Genomic DNA, 16,528 nt, shown 5'->3' with positions numbered 1-16,528 from the left:
CTCGGGGAAGAGGCGTGGCCGGAAGGGGAGGGGGGAGCCCACCTGTCGACCGCTGTTTCAGGGCGTGGGAAGAGACGCAATCCGTTCGCCGATGGGCGGATGGCTCATGCCCTTGAGGACGACCCAGCGGGGGGGCTCGGGGTCCATCTTGTTGACGCGCGCGGCCTTCACCAGCATGCGCCGGAAGGCGTCCACGTCACCCGTGAGCCGGAGGGCATAGCGGTCCGCTTCACGCTCGCGTTCCCGGGAGAAGGCGCCCGAGATGGGCTTGGCCGTCAGCACGAGGAGGAAGAAGAGCAGGGAGATGAGGGGCAGGTTGCGGATGTCCGCGAAGTGGGTTGCGCCGAACCAGCCCCGCGACGCGGACAGGCGCAAGAGGCGGTCGAGCGCGAAGAGCAGGGCCACCAGCATCAGCGATGAGGCGATGCGGGCGGGCCACTTCGACTCGTTGACGTGGCCCGCTTCGTGTGCCACCGCGGCCAGCACTTCGTCCTCCGAGAGTTCCTTGAGGATGATGTCGTTGAGGACGATGGTGCGCGTGGGGCCCTGCCCGGCGAAGTAGGCTTGCAGCCGGCGCGAGGCGACGGAGGTCTCCTCCACGAGGACGTCGGCGAAGGTGATGTCCGCCTGCTCCATGAGGTCCACGATGCGGGTTCGCAGGGGCCCCTCGGGCAGCGGTTTCTGGTTGAAGAAGAGCCTGCTGCGATACGGGTCCAGTGCCCCGGAGACGAGGAGCAGCAGCGCCACGGGCACGCCCAGCACCAGCCACCACTGGCGCAGCTTGCGCGCCAGACCGAACATGCCGATGACGAGCGCGGAGAGGGCGAAGGCCGCCAGCAACTGGGCCTTGACCATGTCATAGGCGAAGGTGGCGGGCGTCTGCGTGGACATGCCGTGCTGGTGCTCCAGCGTGTAGCTGAACCAGACGTCCACCGGCAGGTAGACGAGCGACACGAACAGGTCCGTGAAGAGGGCGAAGAGCACCGCCGCGCCCCAGCCGGGCTTGCCCCACAGCCGGTCCATGGCGTGGAAGAAGGCGCGGCTGACCGGCGCCGTCCGAAGGAAGCCGAGCCGCCGCTCCAGGCCCGCGGCGGCCGCCACGGCCAGGCGGTGGAGCGGTTGGACGAGTACGCCCAACATGAGCAGCATCAGGGCCAGGTTGGCGAAGGGGCCCACCGCGGCCCGGATGTAGTAGGGCTGGTGGAAGGCGTGAATCTCCGCCAGTTGCTCGGGCGTGAAGAGGGGCTCCATGGAACCCCCAGGCTACGCCGTGCGCCCCCGGCCTGCCCAGCCAGGGGCGTTGCTGCTGCGCTCAGGTATGGGGCTCGCCCCCGGAGGAGGGCGCCGCCGACGCGGGCTCGCCCTCCGCGTCCGCCAGCAGCAGGGCCTTCACCTTGGCCAGGCTCTCACGCGTGCGGTCCACGAAGGTGCTCTGCGAGCCGATGCGCTCGGCCGTCTCCAAGGTGCGCTCGTAGATGTTGATGGACTTGGTGAGCAGCACCCGAATCTTCTTCCGCAGCTCCTGCCGGTAGATTTCGGCCTCGCTGGCATCCAGCTCAGCGGGGGCGGGCGAGTTCACCATGTGCTCGTAGAGGTTCTCGTAAAGCGAACCAATCTGCGTCCCCGCGGCGGTGGCCCAGTAGCCGTTGCCCACGCGGATGGAGCGCAGGTAGTGGCCCTGCGCGGACAGGAGCAGCTCGGCTTTGTAGTTGAGGTCCTGGGCGAGCTGGTCCGCGCCCTTCGCCGGGTCCAGCTTCACGCCCTCGTAGTGGAGCCGGTACAGCTCGCCGATGAAGAAGTGGGCCTGGGCGGGGAAGTAATCGTCCACCTCGCCCTTGTCCTCCAGGGCGTCGTAGGTGGAGAGCGCCTTGCGCAGGGTGACTTCGGCGGTTTCCGGTGCGCCGCTCTCCAACTGGCAGATGCCCTGCTGCACCTGCGCTTCGAGGCGGCGATTGAGGGGGAGGTCCTCGCGCGCGGCGATGATGCCCAGCAGCTTCGAGGCCTGTTCGTAGCGCTCCAGGTGGTAGTCCACCTCCGCCACGCGGAAGGCCGCGTCCAACGCGTCCCCCTGGCCCTTGGCCGGGTCCGACAGCTCGGAGAAGCGGTGGCCGGCTTCCTCCCACTCCTTGAGGCGCTGGTGGGCAAGGCCCGCGTTGTAGAGCGCCGCACGGCGGTGGCGGCTGTCGGGGAAGAAGTCGACGAGCCGACCGAAGTAGCGCGCCGCCTGTTGGAAATCGTTCGCGGCGAAGGCCGACGTGCCGCCCGCGAAGAGCTCCTCGTCGTTGAGCTTGTCCAGCTCCAGGTCCGCCGTCACCGTCACCGCGTCGAAGTGGAGCTCCTGCTTGGGCGACTTCGCCTGCGGCTCCTCCCGCGCGGCGGAGCCCGTCGTCCGGCACCCGGACACGACGACGCCCAGCGCGGCCATCCACCACCACCGGCTGACAGGCTTCTGTTTCAGCGCTCTCCCGTTCACCACATCATCCTCCTGGACCGGCTCCCCCTCCCGGACAGCACCGGGCACCGAGGGGTTCCCACCACCGTCATCGGGCCCGCCAGTTTAATGCGCCTGACCCGTACGCGCTTCCCCGGCCGCCTGCTTCCCGAGGATGGCTGGACTGAAGAAGTGCGGTGGTTTCGCACAAGCACCGTGCGAAACAGGGAAACGCGGCAGTGGGCCCGAAGCGTGTGGGCCCCAGGCCGTGGTCAGCCGAGTGTCTCGTCGCCCACCAGGTAGCGTCCGGTACGCCACAGGGCGGAGATATCGTGCACATCCATCGCGAAGCGGGGCACCTGGACGATGGGGACACCCGGACAGGCGGCCTGGAGCTGGTTGATGCCGGTGCGGTCCTGCTCGGCCATGATTTGCTGCTCGCGCAGCGTCTCTTCCACCTTGGCGCGGCGGCTGGGCGTCAGCGTGGCCGCGTCCGCCCACAGCGCCTCCGTGGGCATGGGGTGCACGCGGTTGACCACGAGCGACACCACCTCCATGCGGTGCTGCTTGAGCATCCTGTGGAAGTGGATGGCTTCATCCATGCGCTCGGGGTGGGGGCTCGTCACCAGCACGAAGCCGGTGTTCGGGTCCTCCAGCAACTGGCGCACGCCCCGGGCGCGCTCGCGAAAGCCCTCGTTGAGCGAGGAGATGGCGAGCATGAAGTTGGAGAGCTCCTGGAGCATCTCCGTGCCGGTGAACTTGGCCAGGCCCCGCATGACATAGCCGCCGCGGTTGAACAGGGACATCCCCAGCTTGCCGGCCTTGAGCGCCGGGGTGAGGAGCCACTTCGCCGCGTCGTTGTCCAGGAAGTCCAGCACGCGGTTGGGCGCGTCCAGGAAGTCCAGCGCGTGCGCGGTGGGCGGCGTGTCCAGGACGATGAGCTCGTAGTTGCTGCTGCGGCGCAGCTCCCACAGCTTCTCCATGGAGATGTATTCCTGGCTGCCCGCCAGGGCCGTGGAGAGCGACTGGTAGAAGCGGTTGGACAGGATGCGCTCGCGCTGCTCGGGCGGAGCGACGCGGGTGATGAGCTCGTCCCACGTCTGCTTCATGTCCAGCATCATCGCGTACAGCGACGCGCGGGGCTGGACGCCCAGGGGCTCCAGCGCGGTTGCGGGGACGCGCGTCTCCGCGTTGCCCAGCGCCGTGAGGCCCAGCGAGTTGGCCAGTCGCCGCGCCGGGTCGATGGTGCACACCAGGCTGGAGCGCCCATCCACCGACGCGCGCAGGGCCAATGCGGCCGCCGCCGTCGTCTTGCCCACACCGCCGGAGCCCACGCAGATGAGGACGCGCTTGCCCGCCAGCGCGGGCGACAGGGCCGTCGTGCTCACGCCGCCCCCGTCACGAGAGGTTCGAGGTGCTCCATGACCTGTTCAATCGCCTTGCGCCCGAACTCGGGCGTGAAGAGCCGGGGGACGGGGTAGACGGGCGCGTGCAGGTTGCGCTCCAACTTCGTCCCGGCGAGCACCGCCTGTGCCGCGCGGTCGTGGTGCGCCTGGGCCACGGCGAGCAGCTCCGGATGGCCCCCCAGGGCCTCCAGGTCCGCTTCGGTGAAGCGCTCCGGAAAGGATTGGTTGAGCACCGCCGCGTGCGTGCGCAGGCTCACCTTGTCCCGCAGCGCCGCGTGCAACTCCAGCGCCTCGTTCACCGGCATCTCCTCGGGGAGCGCCACCAGCACGGCGGCCGTCACCGCCGGGTCCACGAGGAGGTCGCGCATCTTCTGGGCCTCGCGGGCCATGGGCCCCGGCGGCACCGTCTGAATCAGCACCTGCGGCACGCTGAGGAAGGAGATGGCGTGGCCCGTGGCCGGCGCGTCCATGATGACGGTGTCGAACCGCCAGCGCCCGTCCGGGAGCTTCTCCTGCAGGTGGAACATGATTTTTCCCAGCAGCACCAGCTCCTGCAGGGACGGGATGAAGCGGAGGAACTGGCGCACCAGCCGGTTCTCGAAGACCGTCTTGTAGAGGGTCTCGAAGCGCAGAACCATGAGGCCGTATTCACGCATGGCCTCCTGAGGCCGCACGTTGACGGCCCAGAGGTTCTGCTCCAGTTGGGCCACTTCGGGCCCGGCCTCGGGGCGCTCCAGGAAGCGGCTGACGCGCTCCTGGGTGTTCACTTCGCACACCAGGGTGCGCTTGCCCGCGCGCGCCGAGCGCAGGGCCAGGGCCGCTGCGACGGTGCTTTTGCCGACTCCGCCCTTGCCGGAGACGATCCACAGGCGCTTGTCGAGTAGTCCGGCCATAGGTTGAGAGCGGCGAACCGTAGGAATCGTGTTCACGGGAGTCAACGCGTTTGGCCTCGGCTTGTTGCGCTGCTTGACACGTCGCGTTGCCCCCTCGCAGAGTGCGGCGTTTTCTTCAAGACTTCCTGATGGCCCGGTAGGGCTTTGCTCGCGAGGACGCGCGTTTTCATGCTCAAGAACAACCCGGTGATGAAGAAGCTCGTGGAAACGGGCGAGGAGCGCATCGGCAAGCTGGCGCAGCAGCTGCTCTCGAACGAGAAGTTCGTAGCGGCGGTGCAGACGCTGGTGTCGCGCTCCCTGGCGGCGAAGGGCACCCTGGACAGCGCGCTGCGCACGGCCCTGTCCGCCGCGAACCTGCCGTCCACCGCGGACCTGGAGCAGCTTCGTTCGAAGGTGGACGACTTGGAGCGTCTGCTCTCGTCCGTCGAGGGCAAGGTCGACACGCTGCTGGCGGCGAAGTCCCCGAAGAAGTAGTCCGCACGTCGGAAGCCGCCACCTTCTCGGTGGATGAGGAGTGCCCGGGCATGAGGCGCATCGCGTTCATCAATGAGAAGGGTGGGACCTGCAAGACGACCCTGGCGGTGAACACCGCCGCCTGGCTGGCCAAGGAGCGCGGCCTGCGGGTGCTGCTGGTGGACCTGGACACGCAGGGCCACGCGGGCAAGGCCCTGGGCGTGGACGTGCGCACCTTGCCGCGCAACGTGTTTCACCTGCTGACGGACACGTCGGTGCGCTTCGAGGACGTCGTCCAGCGCTCGGCCCTCGAGGGCCTGGACGTGCTGCCCGCCTACAAGGAGATGGCGGACTTTCCCGTCGTGGTGGCCGCGGATGAACGCCGGGCCCACCGGCTGGCGGACCGCCTGCGCGTGGCGGAAGCGGCGGGCTATGACGCCATCGTCTTCGACGCGCCACCCTCCATGGGGACCACCACGCGCAACATCCTGGTGGCCGCCACCGAGGTGGTGGTGCCGGTGGCGCTGACGTACCTGGCGCTGGATGGCTGCGCGGAGGTGGCGGACACCGTGCGCCAGGTGGGCGAGGCGGAAGGGCGGCCGGACCTCCGCGTCACGAAGGTGGTGCCCACGCTGTACCGGAAGACGGCGCTGGCCACGGCGATTCTGGAGCGCCTGAAGGCCTACTTCCCGGACGCGCTGGCGGCCACGCCGCTGGGCTACGACGTGAAGGTCGACGAGGCCCAGAGCCACGGGCAGACCATCTGGGAGTACGCGCCGCGCAGCCGGGGCGCGCAGATGCTGGCCGCCATCGCCGCGGAGTTGCACGGAGAGCCCGCCCCCAAGCGGAGGCGGGCGTCACAGAAGGCCTGAAGCCGCGCGGCTACTCCTGCTTCGGCGGGCCCTTCTGCTGCTCGGCCTGCTCCAGCTTCTTCTCCAGCTCATCGAGGCGCTGGGTGAGCGAGGCCATGTCGCGGCCGAGCGCGGGCAGGTTGCCGGTCAGGTTCTCCACGACGTGCTTCACGCGCTCGTCGATTCGGCGCTGCCACTCCTCGAAGGCGCGCTGGCTGGCCTTGAGCAGGTCGGCCGGGCTGAGCCCCGCGGCGGCAGCGGTGTCCGCGGCGGTGGTGTCCTCGGCGGCGGCGACGGGGGCCTCGGGCTCTCCCTCTGCCCGGGGGGCGTTCTCGTCCCGGCGCAGGAGCTTGTCGAGGCGGGACTCGGCCTCCTCGCGGATGGAGGCGACTCGAGGGGAGACCTCCTTCTGGATGAACCCGGAGATGGACTCGCCGGGGTGGCGGATGATTTCCCGCAGCACCGACAGCGGCATCTGGTTCTTCTTCTTCTCCTCTTCGAAGATGATCTGCGCGAGGGTGACGGAGGTCAGGTCCTCCTTGGTACGGTTGTCGACAATCCGTACCTCGGTGCCCTCCTTGATCATCGCTGCGATCTCATCAAGGGTGACGTATCGGCTCTCCACGGTGTCGTAGAGCTTCCGGTTCGTGTACCGCTTGATGATCTTCGGCTCCTTGCTCGGAGCGCCTGCTTGCTCAGCCTCGCTCATGTGTCTCTCCGCCCCTTTTGGGCTCGACATCAAGCCACGTGCCCCGCCTGAGTCTCGCAGGGGCGTTTCTCGTAGCAGAGGGGGTGGGGGCGAGCAAGCAACGTGAACCCGGCTCGCCGTGCCTACCCCGTCGTCCTATACTCGTGCTTCCAGCCGGGCCTGCTGAATGATCGTCAAGTGTGAGCGGTGCCAGACGCGGTTCAAGATCCCCGACGAGAAGGTGACCGAGAAGGGGGTCAAGGTCCGCTGCACCAAATGCCAGAACACGTTCCGGGTCACCCGCGAGGCCGCTGCCGGCGCTCCGGGCGAGCCGCCAGCCCCCTCCTCGGGCGGGCAGGTGGACCCTTTCGCTCAATTTGGGGTCGCGGCAGACCCCACGTCGGTGGACGTCACCAAGCCGGGCTACTTCGAGCTGGGCGTCGAGGCGAGCAAGCCAATGCCTGCTCGCCCCAGTCCTCCCGGGCCGAGCTGGAACAGCATGGACGGCGACCTGGGCTCGGAAGACGGTGTCTTCCGGGAGCCCACGCGAATCACGTCGCTGCCGCTGCCTCCCGCCGCGCGTCCGCCCGATGCGCCGGTTGGCCGCGCGCCACCGCCGGGCGCCTTCGTGGTTCCAGGTCCTGAGCGTTCGGGGCGTCCACCCGCCGCGGTGCCTGCGCCCCCTGGCCCTGGAAGCGCACCTGCGCGAGCGGCGGGGGCCCGAGGTGCGGGTGGCCCCGCTGGCATGGAGGACCGCTCCATGCCTCCCGTCCCCGAGGCTGCTGGGCCCTCCGTGTCTCCGGCCAGTGCTCGCCGCGCCGCCGCCCCGCCGCCAGTGGCCGACCCGTTCTCGGAGCTCTTGGGGCCGCCTTCGCCTGCCGAGCCGTCGGCTGCGAATGTGCTCCGCCGAAGCGCGGTGACGCCGCCTCCGGGGGGCGCGCCCGCGGGCGCCGCGGCGCTTGGGACGATGCGCCCGGGCGCGGCTCCGCCGCCCGCTTATGGGGGGGACGATCCGTTCGCGTCCATAGACATCGATGATGCGGCGGCGATGCCAACGTTGGCCACGGGGGCGCCGCCTCCAGCGGAGAACGACCCGTTCGCGTCCATCGACATCGACGATGCGACGGTTCCGTCCGCGGCGCCCGGACTGTCTCGGCCCGTGGGGAGCGACCCGTTCGCGTCCATCGACATCCATGCGGCGGGGCCCGCGAAGTCCCCGAGGGTTGCCTCAGCTTCCGTAGGAAGCGGTCCTCTCTCGGCGGCAGACATTCATGCCGCTGGGCCTGCGAAGTCCACGGCACCTTCAGGCGGAAGCAGTCCTCTCGCGGCGGCAGACATTCACGCCGCTGGGCCTGCGAAGTCCACGGCACCTTCAGGAGGAATCAGTCCTCTCGCTGCGGTCGACATTCACGCCGCCGGGCCCGCGAGGTCCACGTCGCCTTCAGCGGGGAATGGTCCTCTCGCGGCGGTCGACCTCCATGCGTCGTCGCCAGCCGCTGCGGACAGTAACGACCCCTTCGCCGCCATTGACCTGCGGGCACCTGCCGCGTCGACTCGGAAGGCCGCGCCGCCGCCTGCCGGAAGCGACCCGTTTGCATCCATCGACATCCATGCCGGCGCTTCCGCCCCGTCCGGCAGCGGGCCTGTTCCAGGCGGGAGTGACCCGTTCGCGTCCGTCGACCTCCACGCTGACTCCTCGGCCGCGATACCGCCTTCCGCGAATCCCCGGGATTTGTTCGACCTTGGCTCGGACGTGGGTGGGCACGGAGAGGATTCCGGCCTGTTGCCCACGGACACGGGGCGCGCCGCGCTGTTCGGGACTTCGGACGCCTCCGATGCCTCCCTGCTTGGCGATGTCCCCCCCGCTGTGGATGACGCGGAGGCCTTTGGCGTCACCCTGGGCCGGGTCGGGGCACCCAGTGGCGTCCAGCGTGAGGTGCTGGACATGGACGGGCTGCCGTCGAAGCCCGTGGTCACCGTGGCCAAGCCCACCGCTCGTCCCGAGGACGTGGGCATCCCGCAGAGCCGCCCGTCGAGCCGGCTTCGCAAGGCGTTGGGCTTCACCGTCAACTTCGTGTTGGCCGCGGCCCTGGTGGCCGTGCTGGGCACGGTCGGCCGGGTGTACCTGAGCGAGGGCCGCCTCGACGTGTCGGCCCTGTCGCTGGACTCCCTGCGCACGCTCTTCGTGCCCGCGCCGAAGCCGCTCGTGGCCGTGGATGTGACGAACGGGCTGTACGAGACGCGCGAGGGCAGGCCGCTCTTCTACGTCCGCGGGGACGCGGTGAACCACTCGGACACCGCCGCCCGCATCCGCGTTCGCGCCGCGCTGTATGACGGCAGCCAGCGCGTGGCCTCCGCCGAGGCGCTCGTGGGCAGGGTCCCCACGCCCGAGGAACTCTACGGCGTGGGCTCACCCGACGCGGCGGTGGCCCTGCGCCAGCGCGTCGACGAGGCCGCCGTCTCCGTGGCGCCCGGCGCCAAGGCCCCGTTCGTCGTCATCTTCCCCGAGCACCCCGCGGACCCGGGGGGCTACCGGCTGGAGCTGACACTGGAGCCTGAGCGCTCCAAGTCAGCGGAGGCCGCCCCCCGGACGGAGTGAGCCACCATGCCCACGCAGGAGGATGCCCGGACCGTCGCGCGCTTCATCCACGCCTTGAGCGGTGGGGCGGAGGTCCGTCGCAAGGCCGCCGCGCGTGAACTCGCCTGGAGGGATCCGCTCGACTCCAACGAGCTGGTGGGCCACCTCATCGCCCTCTCGCGCGCGGGATGGGGGCCCGCCTCCTGCGCGTTGTCGGACTTCATGGCCGCGCTGGAGCAGGAGGCCGAGCACATCCCCCATGTGGAGTCGCTGCGGCGGCTCGCGCACGTCCAGTCGCTCGACACCGTGGCGGACCTGTTCGCCCAGGGCCCCGCGAAGCTGGAGATGGACCCGGACGCCGCCGCCCGCGCGGACGCCAACGCCTTCTCCCAGTCGCTCGGGCACCTGAAGCAGCAGGCCCGCCTCACGAGGGACCCGGACACCCTGTCCCGCCTGGCCACCGTCAGCAATCCCACGGTCCTGCGCAACGTGCTCATCAACCCCCGGCTCACCGAGGAGTTGGTGGTCCGCATCGCCGCGCGCCGCCCGGCCCGGCCCGAGCCGCTCATCGAAATCTGGAAGTCACCGCGCTGGTCCGTGCGCCACGCCATCCGGCGCGCGCTCGTCCTCAACCCCTACCTGCCGCCGGAGACGGGCGCGAAAATCGTCCCGCTGCTCAACACGGCGGACTTGAGGGAACTCGTCTCGAACGCCGCCCTCCATCCCGCGCTGCGCGCGCAGGCCTCCCGGCTGCTCGCCGAAGGGAATGGAACAGGGCCTGCGGCCGCGTCACGCATCCCCAAGCATCGCGGGTACGACTGACGGCCATCGCTTCCTGGGGAGGGGAGGGGCCTAGCGGCGGCGCGGGTGCTCGGGCTCCGTGAACTCGGCGTCCGTGGTGCTGCGACGGGCCGGAGGCAGCGGCTTCGCATCCACCAGGTCCTCGCCGCGCGACGCCTTGCGGAACGAGTACACGAACTTGCCCACGGCATTGCCGAGCTGACCCATGCGGGCGGCCGAGAAGACCACCAACAGGATGAAGCCGAGGACGATGATTTCTCCGAGGCCGAGGCCCAGCATGATGGAGCACAGTGCAGCAAAGGGCGGGGGGAGGCAAGCCATGCGTCCACCGCCGCACGCCCGGTTGGACTTCTGATGCACGGCGGCGGCCACCCGCGCAGACTGGAGGGCATGCTCCTGCTTGCCCACCGTGGCGCCAGCGCCGATGCCCCCGAGAACACCCTGGAAGCCTTCGCCGAGGCGGTCCGTCAAGGCGCGGATGGTGTGGAACTGGACGCGATGCTCTGTGGCTCGGGGGAGGTCGTCGTCTGCCACGACGAGCGCCTGGAGCGCCTCGCGCGGCTGCCGTGGGAGGTTCGCCTCACCCCGTGGTGGAAGCTCCAGCGGGCGGACGTCGGCTCGCCGCTGGGCTTCGCCCCCGCCCGAATCCCGCTGTTGGAAGAGGTGCTGGAGGCCCTGCCACCGCAGTTCCTGGTCAACATCGAGCTCAAGTGCGAGCGCGCCGACGACGGAGGCCTGGCGGAGCAGGTGGCGCGGCTGGTGCGCCGGCGCGGGCTTGCGGGCCGGGTCGTCATCTCCAGCTTCAACCCGCTGTGTCTCTTCCGCCTGGCGGCCGCGGCACCGGAGCTGCGCCGGGGGCTGCTCATCGACCCGGACAAGTCCTGGGCCCTGCAGGCCTACGGGGTGAGCCCGCTCGTGTCGTCACACTCGGTCCACCCCTTCCACGAGGCCTGCACCCCGGAGCGGGTGGCCGCCTGGCGCGCGGCCGGGATGCGTGTGGCGGCGTGGACGGTGGACGACCCCCAGCGCGCCCATGTCCTGGAGCGGATGGGGGTCAGCTACCTCATCACCAACCGGCCAGGGGCGGTCCGTCAGGCCCTGCACCCCGCCGCGTAGCGCTCAGAAGTCCAGGCCGAGCGTGGTGTTGAAGGCGAAGACGGCTGGCAGGCCCCGGTCCACGGTGCTGCCGTTCTCCTCGTAGGAGACGCTGCCCGTGCGCGTCAGCGACAGCTCCGCGCCCAACTGGAGCACGCCGCCAATGAAGCGGACGCCGCCGTAGATGCGCTGGTTGATGTTGCTGCCGAAGGACACCTTCCGGTACGCGGCGGTATCCGTCAGCGCCGCGCGCGAATCGTCCCCCGTCGTGTCATCGAAGCTGCGGTCCGGGTTGAAGTCGATGCGGCTGGACGTTGCGCCGACGAAGCCCAGGTCCAGGCCGCCGTAGGGCGTCAGCGTCACCATGCCGCCCAGCGGGAACTGCTTGCCCACGCCGAAGTCCAGGCCCATGACGGTGAGGCCCAGGTCCCGGGCGCCGAACAGCTTCGTCACGTGCCCGCGCACGCCGAAGTCGGGCAGGTAGGTGAAGCCCTCGTTGGCGGCCCACTTCAGCTCGCCGGTGGCCACCACCTGGCTGCTCTTCTCCACCCAGCCGACGCGCCCACCCAGCTCCAGCGAGAAGGGCAGGCCCTTGCGCGCGTGGAAGGAGGGGATGAGCACCGTGGAGGGCTGCTCGTTCTGCGTGGGGATGTTCACGCTGCCGGGCAGCGACACCACGGAGAGCTCCGCGTTGATGGCCCAGGCCGAGTGGCCCGTCGTCTCCGGGGGCATCAAGTTCACGGAGGTGATGGCCGCGCCCATGATGCGGGCGAAGGCCTGGAAATCCGCGTCGGCGGACGCCACTGGGTTGTCACCCGTGGGGTTGCCGAACCGCGCGATCTGCAGGTCATTGGGCGCCGCGACAACGGACGTGCCTGCCGCCCAGGCCGCGAGAGCCACCCACCGACTGAACGTCCGCATTCGAGTCACCGCCTCCAGGGCGCGCGACCGGCCGGTAAGGCGCCCACCGCGCCGGACGGTAACGCCTGCTCGCAAGGAGCGTCAACAAAACGGGCGGCCCCTCCCGCGGTCTCCTCTCAAGGAGTCCCGCTGGAAAGGCCGCCCGGAAGGAGGCGGCGCGCCAGGTGGGCGCGGGGCGCCTACTGCGGCTTGTTGGCGGGGCTACCGGCAGGCGAGGCCATCTTCTGGGCGACCTCGGCCGGGCGGCGGCGGATGACCAGCGTGCGGCGGCTGGCGAAGTCGTTGTCCTCGCGCGCCACCACCAGCACGTTGTTGTTGCCCTCCTTCAGCGCGAACTCCGTGGAGAACTTCAGCGTGTTCGGCTCGGCGCCCTTCGGGTCCACGCCCTTGAAGTAGACCTTCTGGTCGTTCACCAGCACGTAGACGTCCAGCAACCCGTGGGGGTCCGTCACCACGCCGGAGAGCGTGAACTTGTCCCCGTTGGCCACCATGCCGCCAGCGGCCGGATCCACGTCCAGGCGGATGTCGGGCGGGCGGTGGTTGGTGGCCAGCGTGGCCTTCGGCGTGGTGGCTTTGCCCGTCTTCAGCTCCTTCGCGTCCTGGCTGCGCACGAAGGCGAAGCGGTCCTTCTCCAGCTCCACGCGGTAGTAGCCCTTGGTGACCGCCTCGGCGGGCAGCACCGTCGTCCCGCTCAGCTTCGCCACCGCGCGCGCGCCCTGCGCGGGGGCGCCATACAGGTCCACCTTGTCCCCCACGCGGACGAGGCCCTTCTTCGGCTCCATCGTGGCAATCGCGGCGTCGGTGACGGGCAGCTCCAGCTTCTCCATCACGAACTCCTCGAGCGGCTCGTCGATGATGGCCAGCTTCAGCGGGAAGGTGTTGCCCTTGAAGCCCTTCTTCACCTCCAACTGGAAGCGCGCCGTCTTCGTCTCACCGGGCTTCAGCTCGCCCAGTTTGAAGCGGCCCTTTTCGATGAAGATGTTGGCGTCGCCGCCATTCTTGATCTGCGTGAAGGAGTCGAGCGCCGTGCCGGTGCCCGCGTTCGTCACGTCGAGCAGCACCGAGACAGTCTCCCCGCGCTGCACGGTGCCGTCGCCGTTGCAGGTGGCGCAGTCGTCGATGACCTGCCAGTTGAAGGCGAAGGCGGGGCGGGGCAGCTCCACGAAATTGAGCTCGGCCACCCGCGTCTCAGGCAGGGCGCCGTGGTCATCGAAGAAGCGCACCGTCACGTCGTCGCGGCGGCTGGTGAGGTCCTTGGGCAGGCGCACCTTCACCTTCCACGTCTTCTTCTCCCCCGGCGCCAGCGCACCGAAGAGGAACTCGCGGCGGTCCAGGAAGGCGTTGTCGCTCTCCGTCCAGGCGCGCACGCGCTTGAGCGGCTCGGTGCCACGGTTCTCCGCGGTCAGCGCCATCTCCATCACCTCGCCCGCCAGAATCTTCGCGTCCGGGCCCGGCGTCAGCGACACGGCCATCTGCACGTTCTTCGGCGTGGGACCCGCGCTCCAGTCCACGCCCAGCGCGGCGATGGCGGCGTTGATGCGGGACTCCTCCTCGGCGCGCTTCTGGTCGATGAACGCCTTGCCCTGCTTGAGCTGCTCCTTGCGCGTGGTGGCCGGAGCGCGCAGCACGAAGTCGCGGGCGAACTGGACCTCGAAGTCCTCCTTGATCTCCTCCTGGGCCTCGGCGTCGAGCTGGTCGTCCAGGTCCTCACCCATGCCGGCCACGTCCACGTCCAGCAGCGGGTCCTTGTCCCCGTGCTTCTTGGCGTTGGCGGCCGTCTTCGGCGGGGCCTTGCCCTCGTCCTTCTTGGCGGTGGCCTGGGCCTGCTTCTCGTCCACCTTCAGGTACTTGAGGCTCTCCAACGGCTTCTCGCGGTTGAGCACGTCCTCGCGCTTCTTGGCGACGGTGCTGGAGTCCGGGTTGCCGAAGTGCTGGTCCAGGTCGGCCTCGCCCATGGAGCGGCGCGGCGCGAACACGTCCACGCGCTCATCGGTGGCGCGGGTGGGGACCAGCTGGATGTCCGGGACGATACCGACCTCCTGGATGGAGACGTCGCCCGGGGTCAGGTACTTGGCGATGGTCAGCTTCAGCGCGCTGTCATCCGGGAAGTCGTACAGCACCTGCACGCTGCCCTTGCCGAACGTCTGACGGCCGATGATGGTCGCGCGGTCGAGGTTCTTCAGCGCGCCGGCGACGATTTCGGACGCGGAGGCGCTGCCAGCGTTCACCAGCACGGCGATGGGGTAGCTGTCCTCTCCGTCCGTGGCGCGCGCGCGCTTCTCCTCGCGCAGCTTGTCGGACAGGCCCACCGTCGCGACGATGGTGCCGCTGGACAGGAACGTGTCGGACACCTGGATGGCCTGCTCCAAGAGGCCGCCCGGGTTGCCGCGCATGTCGAGCACCAGGCCCTTGAAGCCGCCCTTCGCGTCCGCCTGCTTGCGCAGCTGCGTCAGCGCCGCCTCGAGGTCGCGGGTGGTGTTGCCCTGGAAGTTCTTCAGGCGGATGTAGCCCACGTTGTTGGAGAGCATCTTGTGCTGCACGCTCTCGATGGAAATCATGGCGCGCGAGAGCGTCATGATGCGGGGCTTGTCCCAGCCGTCGCGCTCCACGGTGATGGTGATGCGGCTGTCCACCGGGCCGCGCAGCTTCGACACGGCCTCGTTGAGGTCCATGTTGACGGTGGACTCCTCGCCAATCTTCTTGATGCGGTCGTCCTTCTGGATGCCGGAGCGGTGCGCGGGCGTCTTCGGGATCACCTTGACCACGGTGAGGTTGCCCTCGCGCATCTGGATGACGAAGCCCAGGCCGCCGAACTCACCCTTGGTGGACAGCTTCATCTCCCGGTACAGCTCCGGGCGCAGCAGCACCGAGTGCGGATCCAACGTGGACAGCATGCCGTTGACGGCCGCGTACTCCACGTCGCGCGTGTCCTCGATGGGCCGCATGTTCTTCGACAGGAAGTCGAAGACGTCCTTGAGCGCGAAGGACATCTTCCACAGCGAGTCCACGTGGGCGATGTCGAACTCGCGCTGCTTGCCGTTCACGTTGACGTTGAGCTTGCCCGTCTCCGCGTTGCCGTCCACGAGCACGTCGGGAACGCTCTTCTCGACGTACTCCAGCGAGGCGATCATCATCTCCTTCGGCTTCACCCGCTTGGGGTCGACGTAGTTCTCCTTCACGTAGAGGATGACCTTCGTCAGGACGCGCAGGCTGTTGAGGTCGTGCGGGGCCTTCTCGCCTTTGACGGTAGGAAGACTGCCGTCCCACGAGCCTTGCCCGGCCTCGGCTGCACCCATGGTCAGCGGCAAGGGAGCCCGGTCACTGCCCACCAGGGCCCAGGCGCCGAGGAGCACGGCAACGGCTGTGATTCGGCGGAGGAAACGCGGCATTTGGTTCATCCAAGCTGGGGCGCGCTGTCCGGCACCCCGGGTGTGGCGAGAAGCCTTGAGATTTCGACCGTTTATACCGAGTAGGCGAACACTGTAAGCGGCCGGGCAAGCCTAATCACGGGCTCCTGGTGCTTCAAGGCATCGCCTCTCTGCTGGTGGAGCAGAACGTCCCTGGCGGGCATTGCGTTCCCGGTTCCCCGGGTTCGACACCCGGCTCGGGCGTTTATTTCAACGCAGCGGTAGTGGACTCCCCAGGAGGGGGCGCCAGCAGCCGGGCCTCGCGCAGCCCGCCATAGAGCAGGGTGCCGGCGACGATGGCGACCGGGAGGAAGAAGGCGTTGAGGATGGGGACCCAGAGCAGCACGTAGATGCCCGCGCCCAGGCCCAGGCAGAGCGCCCGGCGCTCGCGCAGCATCCGGCGCACCTCGGCGAAGGGATACAGGTGACGCGTCATGGGGGCGGCCAGGTACTCACCCGCCATCCACGTCATGGTGTACAGGCTGGCGAGGACCGTCCACAGCACGCTGCCCACCCCCGGTATCAGGTGGAGGGGCAGGAGCACCGCCAGGCCCGCGAGGAGGAAGAACAGCCGCGCGAGCGTATGGGCGATGCCGGTGACGAGCCCCCGGACGAAACCCGCCACGGTGAAGGAGGCGCCCGGGCCGCCGCCACAGGCCTCTTCGGTCAGCTCGGACAGTGGATCCTGGAGCGGGGCCAGCAACAGGGGCGGCAGCACGTTGGCGCCCACGACCCAGAACACCAGGCCGGACAACACCAGCACCGCGGTCCAGGCAGCCTGGCCGTACCAGCTCTCCGGGCGGGTCCAGACGGATTCCAGGGCACCGGGGGCGTAGCGCCACAGCAGCCAGACGAGCCCCACGAGGGCGGCGGCGGTGACGGCGGCACAGAGGGCGGACAGCAGGAATAGCCGGCGGTCGCGCAGGATGAGGGAGAAGGCCCGGCCGAGGAGCCCCATTCCCTGGAAGAAATCGGACAGGCGGGGCTGGGGGGAGATGGTGGGG

Annotated in this window: 14 protein-coding genes and 1 pseudogene; 6 read left to right on the top strand and 9 right to left on the bottom strand. The window is 69.4% G+C overall.

The genetic code is table 11. The features are described from left to right. Positions 1–57 precede the first annotated feature (57 nt). From FMP39_RS34780 to FMP39_RS34765, 4 genes are all read right to left on the bottom strand, one after another. The gene (locus tag FMP39_RS34780) at positions 58–1,251 is read right to left on the bottom strand and encodes a M48 family metalloprotease (RefSeq protein ID WP_141594295.1); all 1,194 of its coding nucleotides are present in this window, start codon (positions 1,249–1,251) and stop codon (positions 58–60) included. A 61-nt stretch (positions 1,252–1,312) separates the two neighbouring features. After that, on the bottom strand, positions 1,313–2,425 hold the full coding sequence (locus FMP39_RS34775; protein ID WP_194858690.1) for a tetratricopeptide repeat protein: 1,113 nt from the start codon (positions 2,423–2,425) through the stop codon (positions 1,313–1,315). A 278-nt stretch (positions 2,426–2,703) separates the two neighbouring features. Continuing rightward, positions 2,704–3,819 (bottom strand): ArsA family ATPase, encoded by a 1,116-nt coding sequence (locus FMP39_RS34770; RefSeq protein ID WP_141594293.1) that lies wholly within the window; start codon positions 3,817–3,819, stop codon positions 2,704–2,706. Further along, positions 3,816–4,730 carry an ArsA family ATPase gene (locus FMP39_RS34765; protein ID WP_026113791.1) on the bottom strand — a complete coding sequence of 305 codons (915 nt, stop codon included), beginning with the start codon at positions 4,728–4,730 and terminating at the stop codon, positions 3,816–3,818. The genes FMP39_RS34770 and FMP39_RS34765 overlap by 4 nt, the downstream gene beginning before the upstream one ends. A gap of 168 nt (positions 4,731–4,898) precedes the next feature. Here FMP39_RS34765 and FMP39_RS34760 point away from each other — a divergent pair, with 168 nt between their 5' ends. Both FMP39_RS34760 and FMP39_RS34755 read left to right on the top strand, forming a co-directional pair. Then, positions 4,899–5,204, top strand: a complete 306-nt coding sequence (locus FMP39_RS34760) for a hypothetical protein (protein WP_020478456.1) — start codon at positions 4,899–4,901, stop codon at positions 5,202–5,204. A gap of 50 nt (positions 5,205–5,254) precedes the next feature. Further along, positions 5,255–6,055, top strand: coding sequence for a ParA family protein (locus FMP39_RS34755; protein WP_141594292.1), 801 nt, complete (start codon positions 5,255–5,257; stop codon positions 6,053–6,055). 10 nt (positions 6,056–6,065) lie between these two features. Here FMP39_RS34755 and FMP39_RS34750 read toward each other — a convergent pair whose 3' ends face one another. Further along, on the bottom strand, positions 6,066–6,743 hold the full coding sequence (locus tag FMP39_RS34750) for a polyhydroxyalkanoate synthesis regulator DNA-binding domain-containing protein (RefSeq protein WP_090490362.1): 678 nt from the start codon (positions 6,741–6,743) through the stop codon (positions 6,066–6,068). Positions 6,744–6,909: 166 nt separating this feature from the next. On the opposite strand from FMP39_RS34750, the pseudogene FMP39_RS38330 reads away from it, so the two are divergent. The 3 genes and pseudogenes from FMP39_RS38330 to FMP39_RS34740 all read left to right on the top strand — a co-directional run. Continuing rightward, positions 6,910–7,008: pseudogene (locus FMP39_RS38330) on the top strand (zinc-ribbon domain-containing protein); the annotation flags it as partial. A gap of 1,446 nt (positions 7,009–8,454) precedes the next feature. Next, positions 8,455–9,321, top strand: a complete 867-nt coding sequence (locus FMP39_RS38325) for a DUF3426 domain-containing protein (protein ID WP_228558593.1) — start codon at positions 8,455–8,457, stop codon at positions 9,319–9,321. A 6-nt stretch (positions 9,322–9,327) separates the two neighbouring features. After that, complete coding sequence (locus FMP39_RS34740) at positions 9,328–10,122, top strand: hypothetical protein (RefSeq protein ID WP_141594290.1); 795 nt, start codon at positions 9,328–9,330, stop codon at positions 10,120–10,122. 30 nt (positions 10,123–10,152) lie between these two features. Here FMP39_RS34740 and FMP39_RS34735 read toward each other — a convergent pair whose 3' ends face one another. After that, positions 10,153–10,380, bottom strand: a complete 228-nt coding sequence (locus tag FMP39_RS34735) for a twin-arginine translocase TatA/TatE family subunit (RefSeq protein ID WP_228558592.1) — start codon at positions 10,378–10,380, stop codon at positions 10,153–10,155. Between the two features lie 111 nt (positions 10,381–10,491). On the opposite strand from FMP39_RS34735, the gene FMP39_RS34730 reads away from it, so the two are divergent. Continuing rightward, positions 10,492–11,217, top strand: coding sequence for a glycerophosphodiester phosphodiesterase (locus tag FMP39_RS34730; protein ID WP_090490358.1), 726 nt, complete (start codon positions 10,492–10,494; stop codon positions 11,215–11,217). Positions 11,218–11,220: 3 nt separating this feature from the next. Here FMP39_RS34730 and FMP39_RS34725 read toward each other — a convergent pair whose 3' ends face one another. The 3 genes from FMP39_RS34725 to FMP39_RS34715 form a co-directional block, all read right to left on the bottom strand. Next, positions 11,221–12,117 carry a hypothetical protein gene (locus FMP39_RS34725; RefSeq protein ID WP_167371089.1) on the bottom strand — a complete coding sequence of 299 codons (897 nt, stop codon included), beginning with the start codon at positions 12,115–12,117 and terminating at the stop codon, positions 11,221–11,223. A 179-nt stretch (positions 12,118–12,296) separates the two neighbouring features. Continuing rightward, positions 12,297–15,515, bottom strand: coding sequence for an MXAN_5808 family serine peptidase (locus FMP39_RS34720; protein WP_090490356.1), 3,219 nt, complete (start codon positions 15,513–15,515; stop codon positions 12,297–12,299). A 214-nt stretch (positions 15,516–15,729) separates the two neighbouring features. Further along, a partial coding sequence (locus tag FMP39_RS34715) for an EI24 domain-containing protein (protein ID WP_228558591.1) occupies positions 15,730–16,528 on the bottom strand: 799 nt, incomplete at its 5' end.

This window comes from Myxococcus sp. AB056, from assembly GCF_006547365.1.
Lineage (GTDB): Bacteria > Myxococcota > Myxococcia > Myxococcales > Myxococcaceae > Myxococcus > Myxococcus virescens.
This window is presented reverse-complemented; position numbering and strand designations above follow the sequence as displayed.

What these genes read in the sequence shown, in the direction of transcription:
- FMP39_RS34780 (WP_141594295.1), bottom strand. Translation starts at nt 1,251, where the DNA reads ATGGAGCCCCTCTTCACGCCCGAGCAACTGGCGGAGATTCACGCCTTC.
- FMP39_RS34775 (WP_194858690.1), bottom strand. Translation starts at nt 2,425, where the DNA reads ATGGCCGCGCTGGGCGTCGTCGTGTCCGGGTGCCGGACGACGGGCTCC.
- FMP39_RS34765 (WP_026113791.1), bottom strand. Translation starts at nt 4,730, where the DNA reads ATGGCCGGACTACTCGACAAGCGCCTGTGGATCGTCTCCGGCAAGGGC.
- FMP39_RS34760 (WP_020478456.1), top strand. Translation starts at nt 4,899, where the DNA reads ATGCTCAAGAACAACCCGGTGATGAAGAAGCTCGTGGAAACGGGCGAG.
- FMP39_RS34755 (WP_141594292.1), top strand. Translation starts at nt 5,255, where the DNA reads ATGAGGCGCATCGCGTTCATCAATGAGAAGGGTGGGACCTGCAAGACG.
- FMP39_RS34750 (WP_090490362.1), bottom strand. Translation starts at nt 6,743, where the DNA reads ATGAGCGAGGCTGAGCAAGCAGGCGCTCCGAGCAAGGAGCCGAAGATC.
- FMP39_RS34740 (WP_141594290.1), top strand. Translation starts at nt 9,328, where the DNA reads ATGCCCACGCAGGAGGATGCCCGGACCGTCGCGCGCTTCATCCACGCC.
- FMP39_RS34735 (WP_228558592.1), bottom strand. Translation starts at nt 10,380, where the DNA reads ATGCTGGGCCTCGGCCTCGGAGAAATCATCGTCCTCGGCTTCATCCTG.
- FMP39_RS34730 (WP_090490358.1), top strand. Translation starts at nt 10,492, where the DNA reads ATGCTCCTGCTTGCCCACCGTGGCGCCAGCGCCGATGCCCCCGAGAAC.
- FMP39_RS34725 (WP_167371089.1), bottom strand. Translation starts at nt 12,117, where the DNA reads ATGCGGACGTTCAGTCGGTGGGTGGCTCTCGCGGCCTGGGCGGCAGGC.
- FMP39_RS34720 (WP_090490356.1), bottom strand. Translation starts at nt 15,515, where the DNA reads ATGAACCAAATGCCGCGTTTCCTCCGCCGAATCACAGCCGTTGCCGTG.